The following is a 22,413-nucleotide window of genomic DNA, read 5'->3' as shown; positions in this document are numbered from 1 at the left end:
TGGCGGAAGAGGCCGCGCGGCAACGCGGCCCCGACTGTCATTGTGCCGGTGTGATCGCGTAGGCGCGGGTTTCCTGATCGACGCGGGGGGTAAAGGCGTATTTGTCCGCCGCTGCCGCCCAGACGGTTTGCAGGATCACGGTCGGGATCAGCGCCCGGTCCTCCATCGCCAGCCAGGACGCTTCTTCGTACTGTGCCCGCCGTGCATCCTCGTCCAGAAGCTGCGTGCCCTCGTCAAAGACCTTGTCGAATTCCGGGTTGGAATAACCCGAGCGGTTGAAATTCCCCAGCCCCCGCGTGTCGTCCCTGGTGTGGATCAGCGCGCCATAGGTATAGGCCGCCTCGCCCGTCAGCGTGCCCCATGCGGACATGGACATCGTATATTCCTCGCGCTGCGCGGCGGGGAAGAACACGGTGCCGTTCAGCGCCTGCACATTCACCTTGAGCCCCGCCCGCGCCCACATCTGCCCCAGCGCCTCGCAGACCACGGCATCGCCTGGAATGCGGTTGTTGGTGCAGGTGAAATCGACCTCGAACCCGTCGGGATAGCCGGCCTCGGCCAGCAGCGCCTTTGCTTTTTCGACGTCATATGGCTTGTCGCCGATCTTGTCGCTATAGCCAAAGAACCCCTGGGGCATAAGCTGGTTGGCGGGCGTGCCCAGACCTTCCAGCACGACATTGACCAGAACCTCGCGGTTGATCGCCAGATCCAGTGCCTCGCGCACGCGCTTGTCCTGAAGCGGGTTCCCCTCGACCTCGACCCCGTTCACCTTGATGGGCTGGGGTTCCTCGTCCTTCACGACGGGCGAGACATTCAGGATATAGATCGAATCCGCCACAAAGGTCTGAAGGCTGCCATCGCCCTTCATCGAGACATAATCGCTGGCCGGGACATAGTTGATCAGATCGACCTGCCCCGAACGCAGCGCGGCCACGCGGGCCGCATCGTCGGGAATTTCTTTTCGGATCACCGTTTCCCATGCGGGCGCGCCGCCCCAGTAACCATCGTTGCGCGACAGCACCAGATCGCCCTTGGGCTGCCACGAGACGAATTTATAGGGGCCGGTCCCGATGGCCTTTTCGCCAGAGTTGAACTGTTCGTTCCGAGCCTCCATCCCGGTTTCCGACGGCACGACGAACAGCCGGGTAAAGTCGTTCGGCAGGGCCGGGGCAATGCCCTTTGTTTTGATGCGCAGCGTCAGATCATCGACGACTTCGACGCTGTCCACATTCTTGGTGTACAGGGTCATGGGCATCGGGCCGGTCACGGCGGGGATGCGCTCGATCGAGAATTTGACATCCTCGGCGGTGAAGGGCGTGCCATCGTGAAAGGCCACACCTTCGCGCAGTTTGAACTCCCATGTCGTATCGTCAACCGGGGTCCAGCTTACAGCAAGGCCGGGCTTGAGGTGCAGGTTCTCGTCCACATCGACCAATGTGTCAAAGACATGCCGCAGCGCCTCGGCCTGACTGCCAAGCGTGGACCAGTGCGGATCGATTGAATCGGGTCCGGCGCGCAGGCCCAGGGTAAGCTGCTGCGCCATGGCAGGTGCGGCGGCCATCAGGGCCAGGGCGGCTGTGGCGGCTTTCAGAAAATGCGTGGACACGGGGCGGGCTCCCTGCAAAGTGTTATGATACGCTGTTACGATAGAAAGCGGAAAATCGAATCGTCAAGATATTTTTGGGACGCCGATAGGTATGGACGCGCAATTCTGTTGATTCTATAACGGTTCCTGCGACAGAAACTGTCATGATGAAGTGATACGGATGGGCGAAAGGGCTGAACAACTTGACCCCGTGATCGAACAGATCGCCGCGGCCATCGATCCGTCATGTTCGGTGCCCGTCTCGGTGCAGTTGCGCGGTGCCATCGAATTCGGCATCGCCTCGGGCGATCTGAATGCGGGGTATCGCCTGCCATCGATCCGTATCCTCGCTCGCCGTCTGGGCGTGTCGCCCGTCACCGTCTCGGGCGTCTATGCCACGCTTCAGGCCGCCGATCATATCGAGGGGCGGGCGGGCTCGGGCACCTTTGTGCGCAGTTCCGGCGTTTCCGGCGGGGCCGGTCTGCGGCAAAAGCTGGCGCTGATCGACGGGCGAATCGCCGAACTGATCGCGCTTGGGCGGGAATGCGGGCTGTCTGCCGCTGATCTGTCGCTGCGCATGACCATGGCGCGACCGGCGCGCAGCGCGGCGGTCAGCCTGCTGATGGTCGGCAATTTCATCGAGGCCACACGGGCCTATGCCTCTGATCTGCGCGGGCATCTGCGCGCGGGCGACCGGATCGACGCGATCACGCTGCCCGATGTTGACGCGCGGGGGACGGCGGGTTGCGATCTGATCGTCGCGCCGCGTACCCTGCTGGCGCGGATCCGCCAGATCGCGCCGCGAACCGACGCCGTGGGCATCACCCTGATCCCGGACGAGGCGACGCGGGTTGCGCTGGCCACGCTGCGGCCCGATGCGCGGGTCGTGGGTTATTCCTATTTTCCGGGCTTTGTCACGGTGATGAAAACCGGCATCCGGCGCTTTGCCCCCCATGTGCCGGACCTGACCATGCTGGTGCGCGGGGACGCAGACGAAGCGGCGGCGATCGCCTCTGCCGATGTCCTGATCCATGCCACCGGGGCCGGATATCTGTGTGACAGCCTGCGCCCCGATCAGACCGCGTTCGAATATCGTCACACGCCGGATGCGCAGTCGGTCCGCGACGATCTGCTGCCCGCCATCGAGGCGGTCCGGCGCAGGATTCCACCAGAAAGGGATGCCGCAGAATGAGAATATCCGAAGCGAACTGGTTCGAAATCGAAGAATATCTGACCCGCGACGACCGCGCCGTATTGCCGCTTGGCTCGACCGAGCAGCATGCCCGTCTGAGCCTGTCGGTCGATTCCATCCTGTCCGAACGTGTTGCGGCCGAGGCGGCGGAACCTTTGGGGATTCCGGTCTTTCCGGTGGTCGCCTATGGGCTGACCCCCTATTTCATGGCGTTTCCGGGCACGGTCTCGCTGAAACTGTCCACCTATGCCGCGCTGATCCGCGACATTCTGGACAGCCTTTACACCACCGGCTTCCGCCGTGTGCTGATCGTGAACGGCCATGGAGGCAATACGCCGGTCCAGCCGGTCTGCGCCGAATGGATGGAGGCGCATCAGGGCGCGCGCTGCCGCTTTCATGACTGGTGGCGCGCGCCCCGCACATGGACGGCGGTGCAGGAAACCGACCCCGTCGCCAGCCATGCAAGCTGGATGGAGAATTTTCCCTGGACCCGGCTTGAGGGGCGGCAGATGCCGGCAGAGCGGAAACCCCTGGTCGATTTCGACCGCCTGCGCGACCGCGATGCCGCCGGGGTCCGGGAACTGATCGGGGATGGCAATTACGGCGGTCTGTACCAGCGTCCCGACACCGAAATGGCACGGATCTGGTCCGCAGCAGTTGAGGAAACCCGCGCGCTGCTGGAGGGAGACTGGCCGTGAGCGGCCCGGTCCTGATCTGGGGCGCGGGTGCCATTGGCGGCGTCATCGGCGGCTGTCTGGCCCGCGCGAGGCAGCCGGTGCATATGGTGGATACCGTCATCGAACACGTGTCGGCGATGCGCCGGGGCCTTCGGATCGAGGGGCCCGTCGAGGCTTTTGTGCAGGCGCTGCCCGCCTCGACCCCTGGTGAATTGCAGGGCCGGTTCGACCGGATCATCCTTGCCGTCAAGGCGCATCACACCGGCGCGGCGCTGGACATGCTGTTGCCGCATCTGGCCCCCGACGGATATGTCGTTTCGGCCCAGAACGGGTTGAATGAGCGGCTGATCGCCGACCGTATTGGTCCCACCCGCACCGTGGGCTGCTTTGTCAATTTCGGCGCGGACTGGCTGGGGCCGGGGCGGATTCTGTACGGCAACCGTGCCGCCGTTGCCGTGGGCGAAATGGATGGCCGCATCACCGACCGCGCCCGTGACATCCTCGCCCTGCTGCGCATGGTCGAGCCTGAGGCCGTGCTGACCGACAATATTCAGGGCTATCTCTGGGGCAAGATGGGCTATGGCGCGCTGCTTTACGCCACCGCGTTGACGCCCCTGTCCATGGCCGACGCGATGGCGCTGCCCGCGCATCGCCGGGCCTATGAAGCTTTGGGCCACGAGGTCATGCGGCTTGCGGATGCCGAAGGGGTCGAACCGCTTGGCTTCAACGGCTTTGACCCGCAGGCCTTTCTGGCCGCCGATCCGGCGCGGATGGCGGCCTCGCTTTCCGGGATGGTCGTCCATAACCGCAAATCGGCCAAGACCCATTCCGGCATCTGGCGCGATCTGGCCATCCGCAAGCGCAAGACCGAGGCTGACGCGCATCTGGGCGTCATGACCGCCATCGCCGCGCGCCACGGCCTTGCAGTGCCGGTGATGGCGCGGCTGCTTGGCCTGATCCATGACATCGAACAGGGCCGCCGCGCCCAGTCTGCCGATCTGCCTGATCGACTGGTCGCCGCATGCGCATAGATCTGACAGGCCGCGTCTTTGCCGTCACCGGAGCCGCGCAGGGCATTGGCGCAGCTATTGTCGCGGCTTTGGCCGGGGCGGGGGCGCGGGTCGCGACGGTCGATCTGGACGGGCCGGGCATGGCGGGCCTGCCCGGTGCGACCTCGTGCCATCGGGCCGACCTGGGCCAGCGCGACGCGGCCCATGCGGTCATGGACGACATCGCTGCGGCGCATGGCCGGATCGACGGGCTGGTCACGGCGGCGGGCGGGGTCTGCGGACAGACCGGCCAGCCGCTGGAACGGATCGACGCACCCTGTTGGCGCGCGATCCTTGCCGCCAATCTGGATGCCGCGATGTGGTGCGCGCAAGCCGCCACGCCGCATCTGAAGGCGCGGCGCGGGGGGCGGATCGTCACCATTTCGTCCGGGGCCGGGCTGCGCCCCAGCCTGACCGGCATTCAGGCCTATACAGCGGCGAAACATGCGCTGATCGGCCTGACGAAGCAGCTTGCGCAGGAACTGGGGCCGTATGGCATCACCGTCAATTCGGTTGCCCCCGGATTTCTGCGGTCCAACCCCTCGACCGAGCGCCAGTGGCAGGCCCTTGGCCCCGACGGGCAGGCGCGGCTTGTTGCCGGAACGCATCTGCGCCGCTTGGGCCAACCCCAGGACATCGCCGACGCCGTGACTTTCCTTGCCTCGGATCAGGCGGGATGGATCACCGGACAAACCCTTTCCGTGGATGGAGGACGCGCATGACCGAACCGTACACATGGCCCGAAAGCACATGGCGCCCGCGCGTCGAACAGATACGCGCGGGGCGTTCGCTGCTGCCCGAACGATGGCCGGGCGGCGCGCGCTGTGCGGTCGCGTTAAGCTTTGACAGCGATCACGAGACGAACGAACTGCGCGACGGCGCGACCAGCCTTGCCCGGCTGAGCTGGGGCGAATATGGCGCGCGGCGTGGCATTCCGCGCATCACAGGGGTGCTGCGTCGCCATGACGTGAAGGCCAGCTTTTTCGTGCCCGCCGTTTCGGCGCTGCTGCATCCCGACGAGCAGCGCGACCTGGCTGGTCAGGGGCACGAGATCGCGCTGCATGGCTGGATCCACGAACGCAATACCATGGTCCCCCCGCAGGACGAACGCGACCTGATGTTGCGCGCTGCCGACACGCTGGAACGGATTACCGGCACCCGACCGGTCGGCATGCGGACGCCGTCGTGGGATTTCAGCGATGCGACCCTTGCCATCGCCGAGGAACTGGGCCTGCTGTATGACAGTTCGCTGTTCTCGGACGATGACCCCTATGAGATCCTGTCCCAAGGCCGCCCGACCGGCATTGTGGAACTGCCGGTCGAATGGATCCGCGACGATGCCGCCTATTTCATGATGAATCGCCATGGCGCGCAGCGGCCCTATACGCCGCCCGCCGATGTGCTGGACATCTTTCGCCGCGAATTTGACGGTGCGCGAGCCGAGGGCGGGCTGTTCGTCCTGACCATGCATCCGCATATCACCGGCTATCGGTCGCGAATCTTCATCCTGGACGAGCTGATCGCGCATATCCGCGCCACCGGCGACGCCTGGATCGCCACCCATGCCCAGATCGCGGCCTATTGCGCCCGCGAGGCGGGACTGAAAGGAAAGACATGACCTATTCGCTTGCAGTCCATGGCGGGGCCGGGACCATTCTGAAATCGACCATGACCCCGGAACGCGAGGCGGGCTATCACGCCGGGCTGGCCTGTGCGCTGGCGGCGGGCGAGGCGGTGCTGCGGGATGGCGGCGCGGCGCTGGATGCCGTTGTGGCCGCCGTTTCCGCGCTGGAGGACGAGCCGCTGTTCAACGCCGGGCGGGGATCGGTCTTTACCAGCGCCGGGAGGCAGGAAATGGACGCTGCCGTGATGGATGGCCGGACGCGGCGGGCGGGGGCGGTGGCGGGGATCTGCGGCCCCCGGAACCCGGTTCAGGCCGCCCGCGCCGTGATGGAGCGGACCGACCATGTGTTGCTGATCGGTGCCGGCGCGCTGAGGGTCGCACGGGCTGCCGGGCTGCCCTTTGAGGACGACGGCTATTTCTTTACCCAACCCCGGTGGGATGCGTTGCAAAAGACGCTGGCGATGCGTCAGGCGGGCCAGACCGACGACGATCCGGCGCGACGGCACGGCACGGTGGGCGCGGTGGCGCGGGACAGGAACGGGCATCTGGCGGCAGCGACCTCGACTGGGGGGATGACGGCCAAGGCTCCGGGCCGGGTGGGCGACACGCCGGTCATCGGCGCGGGCACATTTGCCGATGACGCGAGCTGCGCCGTCTCGGGTACCGGCCATGGCGAGGTATTCATTCGCTGGACGGCGGGGGCCGAGATCTCGGCCCGGATGCGCCTTGCGGGCGAAACGCTGGAACAGGCCGCGCATCACGTGGTGATGCGGGTTCTGGCGCAGAATGACGGCTCGGGCGGGGTGATCGCCGTGGATCGCGATGGCAACATTGCGCTGCCCTTCAACTGCGAGGGCATGTATCGCGGCTTTCTGCGTGACGGAGGCAAGGCCGAAACGGCGATCTATTGAGGCAAGGATCACCGCAACCCGCCCGGCCCTGATCTGTGAAAATCGTGCAAATCATGGAATGGCGGATTTCAGCGCTGCAAGCCTGGCACCAAAGCCGATGAAAATGACACCGGTAGCGATCTTCAGATGACGCTGGAACGCGGCGTTTTTCATCGACCTTGAAACCGTCGAGAACAGCATCACCATCGCTCCGAACCAGACTGCGTTGATCATGGAGTGAAGAAAGACCAGAAAAAACGCCGCGGCCGCCGGGGTTGTGCCCTGCGATATGAACTGGGGAAACGCGGCGAGATAGAACATCGATACCTTGGGGTTGAGGGCGTTCGTCAGGAACCCCTCGACATAGGCACCACGCAAGCTGCGCTTGCGTTTGGCGACCGGCGTATCGGTAACGGGCTGGCCCTGCCGGATGGCGGAAAGGATGGCCCTGATGCCGACCCAGCAAAGATAGGCCGCGCCAAGGTATTTAACGATTGCGAAGGCGGTTGCCGATTGCACAAGGATTATCGAAATTCCCAGAATCGACAGGGTTCCATGCAGATAAAAGGCCGTGATGAACCCGGCCACGTTGGCAAATCCCGCCCTGCGACCCGAGCCTGGAACGGTTCTGGCGATCAGAACCCCGTTCGGGCCGGGGGAAATGACAAGCAGCGTCGCGATGACGACGAACGTCAGGACATCTGATGGTGCCATGGCAATGACTTTCCGTTGTTGTTGGCCCGCAGCCCGTTGCGTCGCGCCAAGCCTGTGCGAGGTTGGCGCCAATCCTTTGGCCGGGTCAAGTGGCGCGGGCATGCCTGCGACGATGGTCCGGTCGCCACAGCCCCTGCGGCTGCATGCTGCCGCCGGTTCCGCCGGTCAGGGGGCCGGGGTCAGGGTGCCGGGGTCAGGGGGCCGGCGGGGTCAGGGGTTCAGATCACGGCTTCCTCAACGAAAGCTTCGTTCAGCGCGATGCGCTCATAGCGGAACGGCCCCAGATCCAGCGTCGTAAAGCGGCCATCGACGATCAGTTCGGCCACCGCCCGGCCGACGGCGGGGGATTGCTGCAAACCGTGGCCTGAAAACCCGTTGGCGAACATGAAATTGCCGATCTCGGGGTGAAAGCCGACAATGCCGTTCTGGTCGAACATGTTGTACTCGTAATGCCCGGTCCAGCTTTGCCTGACCTTCAGCGCGTCGAAATCCGGGATCCGGTGCCAGAGCGCGGGCCAGATGCGATCCTCGAACTCTGCATGGCAGATTGCGAAATCGTCGTAATCGGCAGGTCCGTTATCCAGCGGCGTGTTGCCGGTCAGGAACAACTCGCCCTCGGGGCGGACGAAAGTGCCTGACAGGTCGATGACATTCGGCATCCGGCCGGGGATGGGGGTGCTGCTGGCAAAGACAAAGCTGTAGCGCTTGTGGGGGGCCACGGGGATCGTCAGCCCGGCCATGGCGCAGACCTGCCGGGCGCGGGGGCCCGCTGCGTTGACCAGAATGCCGCAGGCCACCGTCTCGCCGGTCGCAAGCCGCGCCGAGGTGATGCGGTTTTCCGCGACCTCCAGCCCGGTCACGGCATTGTCCACATACTCGATGCCGCTGCCGCGTGCCGCCCGGCGCAGCCCGTTCAGCATTCCCATTGAATCGAACCAGCCCTCGTCACGCGCACCCCATGCGCCGCCACCCAGATCCTCTGTATTCAGCCAGGGAAACCGGTCCTTCAGCGGACCCGGTTCAAGAAAGACCGTATGTGCACCAAGGCTGCGCTGCAACTCGACCCGTTCGCGCGCGGGACCGACCCCTTCGGGCGAGATGCAGTAAAGATAGCCATGTTCGCGAAAGCCCAGATCAGGCGAGGCTTCGTCCGGAAAGAACGGTGCCATGCGGTCGGGAAAGCTGCGGATGAACGCGATCCCGAACTGGCTGATCTTCACATTGATGGGGTTCGAATATTGCTGCCGGATTGCGCTTGTCGAAAGCGCCGTGGACGAAAATTCATAGCTGCTGTCGCGTTCGACCACCAGCACCGAGGCATCGGGGCCAAGTTTCTGGCTGAGCCAATAGGCGGTCGAGGAACCGACCGCCGCGCCGCCGACGATCACGATGTCATACCGGGCGGATTTCGGGGCTTTGTACCGGGGTGCGGGCATGTCAAACCTCAGGTTCTGAACGATGCGATCAAGGCGTCGGACCCGCGCACCAGAAGGCCAAGATCCGATCCCACCGCGACCATGGTAAAGCCATCGGCAAGATAGCGGTCGGCATCGGCCTTGAGCGTGGCCAGAATGCCCGCAGCCTTGCCTGCCATGCGCGCGGCGGCCAACACGGCGGCGATGGCATTCTGAACGTGATCCGCATTCGGGTTGCCCATGGCCCCCAGATTGGCCGACAGGTCGCCCGGCCCCACAAACAGCACATCGACGCCATTGACCGCAGCGATTTCGGCGGCGTTGGCCAGGCCGGTCCCGCATTCGATCTGCACCGCCAGAAGCTGCCGGTCTTGCGCCGTGGCGTGATAGTTCGCGATACGGCCGAACTGATTGGCGCGGTGGCCGACCGAAAAACCCCTGATCCCGCCAAAGGGCGCATAGCGCATGGCCGCGACGATCCGGCGGGCCTGATCAGCGTCGCGGACATTGGGGATCATCAGGCTGCGCGCGCCGCCATCCATGAATTGCTTGATCAGGCTGGCGTCATCCGAGGGCAGCCGGACGGCTGCCTCGCAGGGGAAGGCGGCGGCGGCCTGAAGCTGCGCGACCACGCTGCGCAGGTCGTTGGGGCTGTGTTCGGCATCGATCAGCAGCCAGCCAGCCCCGGCACCCGCCATGATCTCGGTCGTCAGCGGACCGGCCAGCGAACACCACAGCCCAAGGCTGGGTCTGCCTGCCAACAGGGTATTCTTCAGGATGTTTTCACGCTCTTGCGCCATGGGTGGCTCCATCATGCAGATTTGTGTGTTGTATGATGTATTATAAATAACCATAATGCGGCGAGGCCATGAGTCGCAATGGGGAAAGCTGTGTCCGGGAAGATTGGATTGCGGGCCGCAGGCAAAACGGTGGCTGGGAGCCGACAGGCTGCGAAGGGTGGTGCATGATGCGCGGAACCGGCAGGGCGGATGTCTTTGCGATGCTGGCGCATCCGGTGGGTCATGCGAAAAGCCCCGAGGTCTTTAACGACCTGTTCGCGCAAAAGGGGCTGGACAGCCTGATGGTACCGCTGAGTTGCCGGCCCGAGGATTTCCAGATCTTCTGGGCTGGCCTGACCGCAGCCGAAAATCTGCGAGGCGTCATCGTCTCGGTCCCCTACAAGGCTGCGGTGTTCGCGAAATGCAGCAGCGGTCATGACCGCGCCGTCCGGGTGGGCAGTGCGAATGCGGTGCGGCGCAATCCCGACGGAAGCTGGCATGCCGACAATTTCGACGGTGTGGGATTTATTGCGGCGCTGAAGGCCGCCGGTCACAGGATCGCGGGCAGGCAGATCTTGCAGGTCGGGGCCGGGGGCGCGGGGGCCTCTCTGGCCTATTGTCTGGCCGAGGAGGGGGCCGCCGGGATCCGGCTAAGCGACGTTGATCACGCCCGCGCGAAAAGGCTGGCCGATCTGGTGTCGCGCGCCTTTCCGGCCTGCCGGGTCACGGTCGGGCCTGCCAATCCGACAGGCATGGAACTGGTCGTGAACGCGACGCCGATGGGACTGAAGCCGGACGATCCGCTGCCGCTGGATGTTCTGGCGCTGACATCCGGGATGATTGTCGTGGACATCATCATGGAACCCGCCGAAACCCCGCTTTTGCGCGAGGCGAGGCGCATCGGCTGCCGTATCCAGCCCGGACGCCCGATGCTGGATTTTCAGGTCGGGGCGATGGCCGCGTTCTTTGACATTGACCGCCGGAACCGTGCCAATGACCGGGATTGACAGCGTCACCGTCATCGGAGGCACGTCGGGCATCGGCAAGGCTATCGCGCTGCGCTTTGCGGCCGGGCGCGCGCGGGTGGTGATCGCGGGGCGCGACGCGGCGCGCGGGGACGGGGTGGCGCGGGACTGTCTTGCCCTTGGGGCTCGGGATGCGTGTTTCATGGCGGTCGAGATCGGCGACCCTGCCTCGTTGACGGGGCTTGCGCGGGCCGTGGACAAGGCTTTCGGGCCGCCGCAGGTGCTGGTGAACTGCGCCGGTATCCTGCAAAGCGGCCAGCGGGTGCTGGATCAGGATCTGGCCGAGGATGAACGGTTGTGGCGGATCAATTATCGCGGCACGCTGATCGGCTGTCAGGTCTTTGGCCGACTGATGCGGCAGGCCGGGCGCGGGGCGATCCTGAATGTCGGCTCGCTGGCCTCTTTCGCGCCCCTCTCGCTGCCCGCCTATACGCCGGGAAAGCACGCGGTGCTGGCGTTGACCGGGATCCTCGCGGCAGAGCTTGGCCCCCATGGCATCCGCGTCAATGCGGTTGCCCCCGGCTATACGCTGTCGGACGGGTTGAAGGCCAGGATTGCGGCAGGTGAACGCGATCCCGAGGCGATTGTCTCGGGCACCGCGCTAAGGAAATTCGTCGCGCCCGAAGATGTGGCCGAGGCGGCGCTGTTTCTGTGTTCGGACCGGGCGGCCTCGATCACGGGCGTGACGCTGCCTGTCGATGCTGGCTGGCTGGTTCAGGCCCCCTATGCCCATTATCTGCGCGGAAATCCTGTCCGTGAGGGGGCGCGATGACCGTGCCATCGCCGCCCTGCGGGATTGTGGGAACCGGACCCGGAGATCAGGAAGGAACGTGATGGCCAGACGCAAACCGCTTTCAACCCTCGTCTGGGAAAGCCTGTCGGAAAAGATCGCGTCGGGCGCGCTGCAACCCGGCGCTCAACTGCCTACCGAGGCCGAGCTTTGCACGGAATACGAAGTCAGCCGCACCGTGATCCGCGAGGCGATCGCGCGGCTGCGATCCGCCGGGCAGGTGATCCCGCAGCAGGGACGCGGCATGTTCGTCAGCGAGGCACCCGCGCAGCCCGGCTTTCTGATCTCGGAAGAGGCGTTGCAGACCCTTGCCGAGACCATCGCCCTGCTGGAGCTGCGTCTTAGCGTCGAGGTCGAGGCGGCGGGTTTGTGCGCCGAGCGGCGCAGCGATGCAGAGGCGGCGGACATCGCCGCGCTGATGGAACAGACCGACAGCGCCCATGCCGACCCCTCGGCGGTATTGGTCCATTACGACTATGATTTTCACCTCAGCATCGCACGGGCGGCGCGGAACGAATTCATGCTCGCGTTTCTTGAATATCTGCGCCCGCTGATCGTGCCTCGATACCTGCTTGGCCATATTGTCACCACTGATCTGAAAGACAGCTATTACACCCGTATCCATGATGAGCATCTGCAGATCGTCACGGCCATCGGCGCGGGCAATGCCTCTGCAGCGCGCGAGGCGATGCGAAGGCATCTGGTCAACAGTCTGGAACGGATGAAGGCATTTGGTGCCGCGGTCGGGATCAGTTCGGGGCGCTTGCCTGACGCCGCGGCGGCGCGGGCGCTGTTTGCCGGGCTGCCCCGGACGGGTGGGGCCTGAGGGGCAGGGCATGGACAAGCACAGCTTTGTGATGGGGCCGGGCGGGCAGACCGGGTACAGGATATGGCCGGACAGCCGGTATTCGGGGACGGCTGCGGCATGACGCCTGAATATCCGCGTTTTACCGGTTGATTTTGCGGCGTTTTGTGCGGGTTTCCGTATCGACCCTTTGGTTGTTTTCGTCGGGCCGGGATTGAGGATTGGAAAGATTTACTTTCCTGTTTGTGGAATTTCTTGATTTTGAGAATCCCGTCTTGCCGGGACACTTACTTCAGGTTCACAAAAGGGGCCAGGTTCATGGCAACGGCATTGGTGACAGGCGCGTCAAGCGGCATCGGGCGGGCGGTGACACTGGAACTGGCCCGCGCGGGTTATCGGGTCCATGCCGTCGGGCGCAATGAAAAGGCCCTGAACGAACTGCATGCCAGCCATGCCGGGATCGTGCCGGTCCGGCTGGATGTGACTGACCGCGCGGCGGTCGTTTCCGCGCTGGCAGGGCTTGAGATTGACGTGTTGGTGAACAATGCAGGCGTCATGCCGCCTCTGGGCAATTTCTGCGACACGGAGATGGCCGATATCGACTTTGCTCTGGGGGTCAATGTCAGCGCCGTCATCGCCCTGACGCGCCTTGTCGTGCCACAGATGCGCGCTTGCGGCGCGGGGCATGTGTTCTTTACCGGCTCTGCTGCGGCGCATGCGGTCTTTGCGGATATGGCCGTCTATTCGGCGACCAAGGGGGCCATCGCCTGCTTTGCCGCCGCGCTGCGCGCCGATCTTTCGCCCTTTGGCATCCGCGTGACCGAGATCGTGCCGGGACGGGTCGAGACCGCGCTTTACCGTGACATTCTTGACGATGCTGCGTGGAAGGCGATGTATTCCGCCGTCAGGACCGTCCAGCCCGAGGATGTGGCCCGGATGGTTCTGGCCGTGCTGGACCTGCCCGAATGGGCCACTGTCCCGCGGTTCGACATCGTGCCGACACGGCCACCCCCCATTGTGAAAGGGTAACGGGATGAAGGATCTTTCGGTATTGATCGTTGGCGGCGGATCCGGACTGGGCGCGCTGCTGGCCCGGATGGCGGTGGATGCGGGGGCCTCGGGACTTGGCATCATCGACATCAGCCACAAGGGTGCCGAGGCGGCGCTGGAACCCGCGCGCGGCAAGGGGGTGCCGGTGGCCATGGCTGCGGCGGACATCCGCAACGGAGCGGAATGTCATGCCGCTTTCGGCGCTGTCGCGGAACGGCTTGGCCGTATCGACACGCTGATCAACTGCGCCGCGATCTATCCGCGCAAGCCGATTCTTGAGATCACGGATGAGGAATGGGACGCCTCGAACGCGGTCAACATCAAGGGCAGCTATCACATGATGGTCGCCGCCGCAGGTCACATGCGCGGGCAGGAACCCAGGGACCATGTCAGGGGACGAATCGTCAATATCACCTCGGTTGATGCCTTCAAGGCGCATCCGCAAAACGCCCACTATGCCGCGACAAAGGCCGCCGTGGTCAGCCTGACACGATCCTTCGCGCATCACCTTGCGCCGGACGGCATTCTGGTCAATTCGGTCGCGCCCGCCGGGATGGCGACGGAACGCGCGCGGCAACTGGGATTTCTTGCGGAACTGGCAAAGGCCAGCCCCCTGAACCGGGGGGCGCAGCCGACCGAGATTGCCGAATGGGTGCTGATGACAGGGGGGCCGCAAAACACCTATATGACCGGAGAAAATGTCATCGTATCAGGCGGGTATATCTACGCCTGAGGGATTGGGGCAACGGCGAACCGGGCGGAAAGGAGGCACGGGATGAACGGAAAACTGCGTCTGCCGCCCCTGAATGCGTTGCGTGCCTTTCACGCTGTCATCCGCCACAAAAGCCTGCGGCAGGCGGCGGACGAGCTGTTCGTGACGCCTCAGGCCGTCGGTCAGCAGATCAAGCTGCTTGAGGATGCGTTGCAGGTCACGCTGTTCGAACGCAAGGGTCGCAAGATCGAACCGACCGAAGCCGCGATCCTGCTGGCCCATTATGTCGAGGCCGGTTTCAACGAGCTTGCCGAGGGCGTGCGCCGGATCACCCGCAGCAAGTGCCGCGAGCGGATCAACCTGAACACCAGCCCCTATTTCGCCACCAACTATCTTCTGCGCCACCTGTCGGATTTTCGCGAGGCGATGCCGGATTTCGACCTTCGCCTGACCACGATGATCGACCTGCCCGATTTCGCCCGCGACGATATCGATATGACCGTGCAATGGGGCTATGGCATCTGGACGGATGTGGAATGCACGCTGCTGGTGCGCGACCCCAAGATTATCTGCTGCACGCCCGGCATTGCCGGAAAGCTGCGCCAGCCCGCCGACCTGCGGAACTGCACCTTGCTTGACACGGTAAAGTCCAGGCGGCTGTGGAACGACATTTTCCAGCATCTTGGCGTTCAGCCCGGCGATAGCCACGGCAGTATCGGCTTTGACGATGCCGCCTCGATGCGGCGGGCGACCTTGCAAGGGATCGGTGTGGGGCTGCTGTCTCCGCATGATGCCGATGCCGACATGCGCAGCGGCGCGCTTGTGGCCCCGCTGGGGCGCGACGTGCTGGCCGACATGCCCGACGCGCAGGTGCCGGGCTTTTATCTGCTGGTTCCGCGCGGCCATCTGCGAGTGCAGGGCGTGGCCGCGCTGCACCGCTGGATGGTGGCGCAGGACTGGAACCGGGAACTTCACCGCGACAAGGGCCCGCTGGTCAGCGGCGAGTGAATGGCGCAGCCCGCGCCGAACGAAAAGCGGGTCAAAGAACACGTAAACCGAAAACCAACAGGGAGTGTTGATGATGAGCCATGTGAAACCGGGCCTGCTGGCTGCGGCTGCCCTGACCCTTGCTGCGGGGCTGGCCCATGCCGGAAACGGCGATACGCTGAAGGCGGTGAAAGAACGGGGAAACCTGCTTTGCACCGGGCATGACGGATCCTATCTGGGCTTTGCCGAGGTGGATGACAGGGGCATGTGGAAGGGGCTGGACATCGACCTGTGCCGCGCGGTGGCCACTGCGATTTTTGGCGATCCGGCGAAACTGACGATCATTCCGATCAGTTGGGTGCAACGCTGGCCCGCGCTTCAGACCGGCGAGGTCGATCTGATCATCAAGGCATCGGGTGCGACGCTCAGCCGCGATACGGAACTGGGGCTGCAATTTTCGCTGTCCTATTACCTCGGCACGACCAAGATCATGGCGCATAAGGAACTGGGCCTGACCTCGCTGAAGGATGCCGATGGCGGTACGATCTGCATCCCGGCGGGCACCTCGATGCAGCAGCAGATCGCATCCTACAGCGCCAAGCTGGGTATCGCGCTGGAACCGGTGCTGATCGAAAAGACCGAGGAACTTGAGCAGGCATATTTCTCGGGGCGCTGCGATCTTTATACGCAATGGGGGCCGGTCCTGGCCATCGCCCGCTCTGCCAAGGGCAATATCGAGGACCATGACATCCTGCCCGATGTGCTGGCGGTCGAACCCGAGGTGATCGTGATGCGCCCTGGCGATGACAACTGGATAGACATTGCCAACTGGACGCTGTCGGCCCTGTGGTTCGCCGAGCAAGAGGGGATCAGTTCCGCCAATGTCGAAGAGATCAGGGCCAATCCTCCCAGTCCCGACATCGCCAAGTTTCTGGGCGTCAGCCCCGGCATGGGTACGCCGCTGGGGCTGGAAGACGACTGGGCCTATAACGTGATCCGGCAGGTCGGCAATTACGCCGAGATTTTCGACCGCACCCTTGGCCAGGGCTCGCCCTACAGGATGGACCGCGAGATGACCGCCCTGTGGAATGATGGCGGCGTTCTTTATCCCTATGTGATCGACTGATCCATCGCGGCCCCGTCCGCGCGGCGGGGCGGCTTTCCCTGACCGGAGGCGGAACGATGCCCGGATTTCTGCGCAACCAGAAGGTCCGCAACATCCTGTTGCAGGCCGTGTTCGTGATCCTTGTGCTGGCGGTGGTGCTGGCTGGCTGGCGGAACGCGCAGCACAGGCTGCAATCGCAGCATATCGTTTCCGGCTTTGGCTTTCTGTGGAAATCGACCGGCTGGGATGTGAACTTTTCGCTGTTGCCGGCCACGGCCGGCGATCCCTATTGGTGGTTCTTCGTGATCGGCATCCTGAACACGCTGTTTCTTGGCGTGATCGGCCTGACGCTGGCGACGCTGATCGGCGGCGGCATCGGGATCATGCGCACGGTGGACAATCCGGTGCTGAACCTGCTTGGCCGCAGCTATGTCGATGTCTTTCGAAATATCCCGCTGATCCTTCAGGTCTTTTTCTGGTATGCGGTGGTCACTCATCTGCCGGTGCCGCGCAATGCGTCAGGTCTGGGACCGCTGATCCTGTCAAGCCGGGGCATCTATCTGCCGGGGCTGAATGTCGGGGGCTGGCATCTGGCGGCGGCGGGGGGTGCCCTGCTGGCCGCGCTGGTTCTGCCGCTGTGGATCGCGCGGACCCGCCGGATCGCCCGCCCGCCCCGGACGCGGCGCGGGCTGGTGCGGGGTACGTTCCTTGGGCTGATTGCACTGTCTCTGGCCCTTGTCGTGACCGGGCGCGACCCCGGTCAGCCGCTGATCGACATACCGGTCCTGCAAGGGCTGAACCTTCGAGGCGGGCTGCGCGTGTCGCCCGAATTCAGCGCCATGCTGATTGCCATCGGCATCTATGGCGGGGCCTATATTGCCGAAATCGTGCGCGGCGGTTTCAAGGCGGTGGCGCGCGGCCAGACCGAGGCCGCCCACGCCCTTGGGCTTTCACCCCTGCAGAGCTTTTTTCGCATCCGCCTGCCGCTGGCGCTGCGGGCGATGCTGCCGATTCTTGCCAACCAGTATATCTGGCTGATCAAGGCGACGACGATGGGCATCGCCATCGGCTTTACCGATTTCTTCATGATCGTCGCCGTGACCATCAACCAGTCCGGCCAGACCATCGAGGCGATCGCGATCCTGATGGCGGGTTTTCTTGCCATCAACCTGACATTGGCGGCGATCTTCAACCGCATCAACAAGGCGATTGCCCTGAAGGGCAATCAGCTCAGGAGTTGAGCCGATGCGCGGCGTGACAGACCTTCCGATTTCCGCATCCGCCACACCGGGCTGGCCAGCGATGCTGCGACGGCGCTATTTTCGCAGCCCGGCGCAGGCCGCGATCTCGGCTGCGGGTCTGGGCCTGCTGGGCTGGATCCTGTGGAAGCTTGCCTTCTGGGCGCTGTTTTCGGCAGTGTTCGACCCCGAGGCCACGCCCGCCACCTGTCGCGCCGCGTCGGGCGCGTGCTGGACGGTGATCGCGCAGCGCTGGCGGATCATCCTGTTCGGACTTTACCCGTTCGACGAACAATGGCGATCTGCCCTTGCCTGTGTCACGGTGGTGGCGATGACAGTGCTAAGCTGTGTGCCGGCGTTCTGGCGCGGAAGGCGGCTGGCGGTGATCTGGGTCGCGGGCACGGGGCTGTTTTATCTGCTGATGAAGGGCGGCCTGCCGGGCCTGCCCCATATCGGCGAAGAGAAATGGGGCGGCCTCGCGCTGACGCTGTTCATCTTTGTCTCGACCTGTCTGATCGGCTTTCCGCTGTCGATCGGGTTGGCGCTGTTACGCCGTTCGGAACTGCCGGTGATCTCGAAGGGGATCGGCTTGTTCATCGACGCGGTACGCTCACTTCCGCTGCTGTCGATCCTGTTCGCCTTTGCGGTAGTGGTTCCCTTCATGCTGCCTGGCTGGCTTCAGACGGGAAAGCTGTACCGTGTCATTTGCGGCGCGGCGCTGTTCTTCGCCGCCTATCAGGCCGAGATCATTCGCGGCGGAATGCAAGGCGTTCCGGCGGGGCAGAACGAGGCGGCGAAATCGCTTGGCCTTGGCTATTGGCAGCGGATCGGCCGGATCATCCTGCCGCAGGCAATGCGCAACGCACTGCCCGCGACGATCAACCAGTTTGTGATCTCGTTCAAGGAAACCTCGCTGGTGATCGTTGTCGGCTTTTTCGAAATCCTCGCCTCGGGCAATGCCGCCTATGGCACCGGCGACTGGACCTTTGCCTATCGCGAGGTCTACGCCTTCATTGCCCTGATCTATTTCGTCTTTGTCTTCAGCCTGTCCCGCTATGGTGCCTATCTTGAACGGCGCATGGCGGTCGGCACCCTTCAGGAAAACCCGTGATGACCCAAAACCCGGCCCGCGCCGTCAGCATTCAGGGCATGAACAAGTATTACGGCACCTTTCACGCGCTGAAGAATATCGACCTTGCCGTCGATCCGGGCGAAAAGGTGGTCATCTGTGGCCCGTCCGGTTCCGGAAAATCCACCATGATCCGCTGCATCAACCGGCTTGAGGAACATAATTCCGGCCTGATCGAGGTGCTGGGGATCGAACTGAACGACGATGTCGGCAATATCGACGAAATCCGCCGCGAGGTCGGCATGGTTTTTCAGCATTTCAACCTGTTCCCGCACATGACCGTGCTGGAAAACTGCGTGCTGGCCCCGATGCTGGTGCGCAAGATCCCGCGCGCGCAGGCCGAGGCGACCGCCATGCGCTATCTGGAAAAGGTGCGTATTCCCGAACAGGCGCGGAAATATCCCGGTCAGCTTTCGGGGGGGCAGCAACAGCGGGTGGCCATCGCCCGGTCGCTGTGCATGGAACCAAAGATCATGCTGTTCGACGAACCCACCTCGGCGCTTGACCCCGAGATGATCGCCGAGGTGCTTGACGTGATGGTCAGCCTTGCATCCGAGGGGATGACCATGATCTGCGTGACGCATGAGATGGGCTTTGCCCGGCGTGTCGCCGACCGCGTGATCTTTATGGATCAGGGCGAGATCGTCGAGATTGCCGACCCCGCAACCTTCTTTTCGGCCCCCCGTAATCAGCGGACACAGCAGTTCCTGTCGCAGGTGACAGGGCACTGAGCCGGATCCTGGGGCATGGCCAATCATCCCGTCGCGCGGCAATCTGCGAAAGGCGATCTTTCATGTTTGCCGCGCTTCTTTGTTTTCCGCATCGGCGCGGCGGCGCAAGTTGAGGGTAAAGGATATGCAATCCACGGAACACGGCGTCATGACACGGCATGGTGGTCAGCTTTTGGTCGAATGCCTGCTGGCACTTGGTGCGCGGGCGGGTTTTGGGGTGCCGGGCGAAAGTTTTCTGGCGGTGCTGGACGCGTTTCACGACACAGCGGGGCGGTTGGATTTCGTCCTGTGCCGGAACGAGGGCGGCGCGGCTTTCATGGCCGCCGCATGGGGCAAGCTGACCGGACAGCCGGGCCTGTGCTTCGTTACTCGCGGACCGGGTGCGACCAACGCCTCGATCGGAATCCACACGGCCATGCAGGATTCGGCGCCGATGATCACCTTCGTCGGTCAGGTGGCGACCTCCATGAAGGGCCGCGAGGCGTTTCAGGAAATCGACTATCCGGCGGTGTTCGGCACCATGGCGAAATGGGCGGTCGAGATCGACCATGTCGCCCGCATCCCCGAAATCCTCGCCCGTGCATGGGTGACGGCCACCACCGGTCGCCCCGGTCCGGTGGTGATCGCGCTGCCCGAGGACATGCTGACCAGCCACAGCGATACGCCGCCTCTGTCCGGTCCAACCCGTATCGCCGAGGCTGCGCCCGCAGCCGGGGCCGTGGCCGAAGCGCAGGCGATTCTGGCCGGGGCGTCGCGTCCGCTGATCCTGTTGGGCGGCTGCAACTGGACCGATGCGGGACGCGCCGCCTTGCAGGGTTTTGCCGAAGCATCCGACATTCCGGTCGTTGCCGCCTTCCGCTATCAGGACCGGTTCGACAATCATTCGCCCGTCTATGCCGGAGAGGCGGGGGTGGGCATGCCGCCCCATGTCCGCACCCTGATCCGCGAGGCCGACACCATCCTTGCCGTCAATATCCGCTTTGGCGAGATGACCACCGATGGCTATTCGCTGCTGGCGGTGCCGCAGCCGAAACAGCGGCTGATCCATGTCCACGGCTCGGACCGCGAGATTGGCAAGATCTTTCAGCCCACACTTGGCATCCATGCCGGTCCGAACGCCTTTGCCGCCGCGCTGACCCCGGTTGCCGGCGATTGGGCCGGATGGCGGGCCGGGGCGCGGGACGGCTGGCGGGCCAGCCTTGATGTTCCGCCGCAGCCCTCGCCGGTCGATATGGCCGCCGTCATCGCCCATTTGCGCAACGTGCTGCCGGATGATGTGATCCTGACCAATGGTGCGGGGAATTTCACCGTGTGGCCAAACAAGTTCTTTCCCTTTGGTCCGAAGGCGCGGTTGCTGGCCCCGCAATCGGGTGCCATGGGCTATGGTCTGCCCGCCGCCATCGCCGCCCGGATCGCCTGTCCCGGACGCTGCGTGATCTGCTTTGCCGGCGATGGCGATTTTCAGATGACCTGTCAGGAACTTGGCACCGCCATGCAGGCGGGCGCGCAGCCCATCGTGCTGATCCTGAACAATGGCATCTATGGCACCATCCGCGCCCATCAGGAACGCGGCTATCCAGGCAGGGTCGTGGGCACCACGCTGGAAAACCCCGATTTCACCGCCCTTGCCCGCGCCTACGGCTTCCACGCCGAGCGGGTCGAAACGACGGCGGACTTCCCTGCCGCCTTTGCCCGTGCGCGCGCCTCGGCCACGGGGGCGGTGCTGGATCTGAACATCTCGTCCGAGGCGCTGACCCCGCATCAGACCCTGTCCCGGATGCGCGACGCCGCGCTGGCCGCAAAGGAAAGCCCATGAATACCGCGATCCGCCTTGGTGCCGATATTGGCGGAACTTTCACGGATATCGCCCTCGATTGCCGGGGCAGGCTGTTCTCGACCAAGGTGCTGACGAATTACGCCGCACCCGAACAGTCGATCCTTGATGGCATTGCCGAGGTGCTGGCCAGGGCGGGTATCGCGCCCGCCGATCTGGATATCGTCATCCACGGCACCACGCTGGCGACCAATGCGCTGATCGAACGTCGCGGCGCGCGGACGGCGCTGATCACGACCGAGGGTTTTCGCGACGTGATCGAGATGCGGACCGAAAGCCGCTTTGAACAATACGACCTGAACCTGCGCCTGCCCGAGCCTCTGATCCCGCGCGAGGACCGCTTTACCGTCAAGGGCCGGATCGGCGCGCAGGGGCAGGAATTGCGGCCGCTGGACGAGGCCGCGCTTGAGGAACTGGCCGGGTACATCGCCGCCGAAGGTTTCGGTGCCGTCGCCATCGGCTTTATCCATTCCTATATGAACCCTGCCCATGAACGCCGCGCCCGCGAGATTATCGCCGCAAAGACCGATGTGCCGGTCTCGATTTCGTCCGAAGTCTCGCCGCAGATGCGCGAGTTCGAACGATTTAACACCGTCTGCGCCAATGCCTATGTCCGCCCGCAGATGCAGGATTACCTGAACCGCCTGCAACTGCGTCTGAAACAGACGGGCGCGGGTTGTCCGGTTTTCATGATTCATTCCGGCGGCGGGCTGATCGGGGTCGGGACGGCCGCCGAATTTCCCGTGCGGCTGGTCGAATCCGGCCCGGCAGGCGGGGCGATCTTTGCCGCCGATGTGGCGCGGCGCTTTGGCCTTGAAAAGGTCGTCAGCTATGACATGGGCGGAACCACTGCCAAGATCTGCCTGATCGAGGATTTCGCGCCAAAGACCGCCCGAACCTTCGAGGTCGCCCGAACCTATCGCTTTTGCAAGGGCTCGGGCATGCCGATTTCGATCCCCGTGATCGAGATGATCGAGATCGGGGCGGGCGGCGGCTCGATTGCCTGGGTCGATGCGATGGGGCGCATCCAGACCGGCCCGGAATCGGCGGCGTCGGAACCCGGCCCGGCCTGCTATCAGCGT

Annotated in this window: 22 protein-coding genes; 18 read left to right on the top strand and 4 right to left on the bottom strand. The window is 64.2% G+C overall.

Annotated elements, in window-relative coordinates; genetic code table 11:
- Positions 1 to 37: 37 nt before the first annotated feature.
- Positions 38 to 1,606: an ABC transporter substrate-binding protein gene (locus ACK5L9_RS17850; protein ID WP_416912805.1), complete on the bottom strand. Its 1,569-nt coding sequence runs from the start codon at positions 1,604 to 1,606 to the stop codon at positions 38 to 40.
- A 160-nt stretch (positions 1,607 to 1,766) separates the two neighbouring features.
- On the opposite strand from ACK5L9_RS17850, the gene ACK5L9_RS17845 reads away from it, so the two are divergent.
- Genes ACK5L9_RS17845 through ACK5L9_RS17820 form a run of 6 tightly spaced genes read left to right on the top strand, consistent with a single transcriptional unit; the run spans position 1,767 to position 7,038 of the window.
- Entirely contained in the window at positions 1,767 to 2,777 is a 1,011-nt protein-coding gene (locus ACK5L9_RS17845; protein WP_416912804.1) for a GntR family transcriptional regulator, read from the top strand.
- Positions 2,774 to 3,475 carry a creatininase family protein gene (locus ACK5L9_RS17840; RefSeq protein WP_416912803.1) on the top strand — a complete coding sequence of 234 codons (702 nt, stop codon included), beginning with the start codon at positions 2,774 to 2,776 and terminating at the stop codon, positions 3,473 to 3,475. Before ACK5L9_RS17845 ends, ACK5L9_RS17840 begins: the two co-directional genes overlap by 4 nt.
- Positions 3,472 to 4,485 carry a ketopantoate reductase family protein gene (locus ACK5L9_RS17835; RefSeq protein WP_416912802.1) on the top strand — a complete coding sequence of 338 codons (1,014 nt, stop codon included), beginning with the start codon at positions 3,472 to 3,474 and terminating at the stop codon, positions 4,483 to 4,485. Before ACK5L9_RS17840 ends, ACK5L9_RS17835 begins: the two co-directional genes overlap by 4 nt.
- A complete protein-coding gene (locus tag ACK5L9_RS17830; RefSeq protein WP_416912801.1) occupies positions 4,476 to 5,225 on the top strand; it encodes an SDR family NAD(P)-dependent oxidoreductase in 750 nt (249 codons plus the stop codon). The genes ACK5L9_RS17835 and ACK5L9_RS17830 overlap by 10 nt, the downstream gene beginning before the upstream one ends.
- Complete coding sequence (locus ACK5L9_RS17825; protein ID WP_416912800.1) at positions 5,222 to 6,121, top strand: polysaccharide deacetylase family protein; 900 nt, start codon at positions 5,222 to 5,224, stop codon at positions 6,119 to 6,121. The genes ACK5L9_RS17830 and ACK5L9_RS17825 overlap by 4 nt, the downstream gene beginning before the upstream one ends.
- The gene (locus tag ACK5L9_RS17820) at positions 6,118 to 7,038 is read left to right on the top strand and encodes an isoaspartyl peptidase/L-asparaginase family protein (protein WP_416912799.1); all 921 of its coding nucleotides are present in this window, start codon (positions 6,118 to 6,120) and stop codon (positions 7,036 to 7,038) included. The genes ACK5L9_RS17825 and ACK5L9_RS17820 overlap by 4 nt, the downstream gene beginning before the upstream one ends.
- A gap of 51 nt (positions 7,039 to 7,089) precedes the next feature.
- Here ACK5L9_RS17820 and ACK5L9_RS17815 read toward each other — a convergent pair whose 3' ends face one another.
- The 3 genes from ACK5L9_RS17815 to ACK5L9_RS17805 all read right to left on the bottom strand — a co-directional run bounded on the left by ACK5L9_RS17815 (position 7,090) and on the right by ACK5L9_RS17805 (position 9,946).
- Positions 7,090 to 7,731 (bottom strand): LysE family translocator, encoded by a 642-nt coding sequence (locus ACK5L9_RS17815; RefSeq protein ID WP_416912798.1) that lies wholly within the window; start codon positions 7,729 to 7,731, stop codon positions 7,090 to 7,092.
- Between the two features lie 218 nt (positions 7,732 to 7,949).
- On the bottom strand, positions 7,950 to 9,167 hold the full coding sequence (locus tag ACK5L9_RS17810) for an NAD(P)/FAD-dependent oxidoreductase (protein WP_416912797.1): 1,218 nt from the start codon (positions 9,165 to 9,167) through the stop codon (positions 7,950 to 7,952).
- An 8-nt stretch (positions 9,168 to 9,175) separates the two neighbouring features.
- Entirely contained in the window at positions 9,176 to 9,946 is a 771-nt protein-coding gene (locus tag ACK5L9_RS17805) for an HpcH/HpaI aldolase family protein (protein ID WP_416912796.1), read from the bottom strand.
- A gap of 164 nt (positions 9,947 to 10,110) precedes the next feature.
- Between ACK5L9_RS17805 and ACK5L9_RS17800 the strand changes: the two genes are divergently transcribed.
- From ACK5L9_RS17800 to ACK5L9_RS17745, 12 genes are all read left to right on the top strand, one after another.
- Positions 10,111 to 10,932, top strand: a complete 822-nt coding sequence (locus ACK5L9_RS17800) for a shikimate dehydrogenase family protein (RefSeq protein ID WP_416912795.1) — start codon at positions 10,111 to 10,113, stop codon at positions 10,930 to 10,932.
- Entirely contained in the window at positions 10,919 to 11,722 is an 804-nt protein-coding gene (locus ACK5L9_RS17795; RefSeq protein ID WP_416912794.1) for an SDR family NAD(P)-dependent oxidoreductase, read from the top strand. Before ACK5L9_RS17800 ends, ACK5L9_RS17795 begins: the two co-directional genes overlap by 14 nt.
- Positions 11,723 to 11,783: 61 nt before the next feature.
- A complete protein-coding gene (locus tag ACK5L9_RS17790) occupies positions 11,784 to 12,566 on the top strand; it encodes a FadR/GntR family transcriptional regulator (RefSeq protein ID WP_416912793.1) in 783 nt (260 codons plus the stop codon).
- Positions 12,567 to 12,863: 297 nt separating this feature from the next.
- Positions 12,864 to 13,574, top strand: coding sequence for an SDR family oxidoreductase (locus tag ACK5L9_RS17785; RefSeq protein ID WP_416912792.1), 711 nt, complete (start codon positions 12,864 to 12,866; stop codon positions 13,572 to 13,574).
- A 4-nt stretch (positions 13,575 to 13,578) separates the two neighbouring features.
- Positions 13,579 to 14,328 carry an SDR family NAD(P)-dependent oxidoreductase gene (locus ACK5L9_RS17780; RefSeq protein WP_416912791.1) on the top strand — a complete coding sequence of 250 codons (750 nt, stop codon included), beginning with the start codon at positions 13,579 to 13,581 and terminating at the stop codon, positions 14,326 to 14,328.
- A gap of 42 nt (positions 14,329 to 14,370) precedes the next feature.
- On the top strand, positions 14,371 to 15,315 hold the full coding sequence (locus ACK5L9_RS17775) for a LysR substrate-binding domain-containing protein (protein WP_416912790.1): 945 nt from the start codon (positions 14,371 to 14,373) through the stop codon (positions 15,313 to 15,315).
- A gap of 70 nt (positions 15,316 to 15,385) precedes the next feature.
- Positions 15,386 to 16,420: an amino acid ABC transporter substrate-binding protein gene (locus tag ACK5L9_RS17770; protein ID WP_416912789.1), complete on the top strand. Its 1,035-nt coding sequence runs from the start codon at positions 15,386 to 15,388 to the stop codon at positions 16,418 to 16,420.
- 56 nt (positions 16,421 to 16,476) lie between these two features.
- Positions 16,477 to 17,640, top strand: coding sequence for an amino acid ABC transporter permease (locus ACK5L9_RS17765; protein ID WP_416912788.1), 1,164 nt, complete (start codon positions 16,477 to 16,479; stop codon positions 17,638 to 17,640).
- A gap of 4 nt (positions 17,641 to 17,644) precedes the next feature.
- Positions 17,645 to 18,748 (top strand): amino acid ABC transporter permease, encoded by a 1,104-nt coding sequence (locus tag ACK5L9_RS17760; protein ID WP_416912787.1) that lies wholly within the window; start codon positions 17,645 to 17,647, stop codon positions 18,746 to 18,748.
- A complete protein-coding gene (locus ACK5L9_RS17755; protein WP_416912786.1) occupies positions 18,748 to 19,497 on the top strand; it encodes an amino acid ABC transporter ATP-binding protein in 750 nt (249 codons plus the stop codon). Before ACK5L9_RS17760 ends, ACK5L9_RS17755 begins: the two co-directional genes overlap by 1 nt.
- 148 nt (positions 19,498 to 19,645) lie before the next feature.
- A complete protein-coding gene (locus tag ACK5L9_RS17750) occupies positions 19,646 to 21,313 on the top strand; it encodes a thiamine pyrophosphate-dependent enzyme (RefSeq protein WP_416912785.1) in 1,668 nt (555 codons plus the stop codon).
- A partial coding sequence (locus tag ACK5L9_RS17745) for a hydantoinase/oxoprolinase N-terminal domain-containing protein (protein ID WP_416912784.1) occupies positions 21,310 to 22,413 on the top strand: 1,104 nt, incomplete at its 3' end. The genes ACK5L9_RS17750 and ACK5L9_RS17745, both read left to right, overlap by 4 nt.

The organism is Paracoccus sp. (in: a-proteobacteria), assembly GCF_047973135.1.
Taxonomy (GTDB): domain Bacteria; phylum Pseudomonadota; class Alphaproteobacteria; order Rhodobacterales; family Rhodobacteraceae; genus Paracoccus.
Note: the sequence above shows the minus strand (reverse complement) of the source record. Positions and strands in the feature narration are given on the sequence as shown.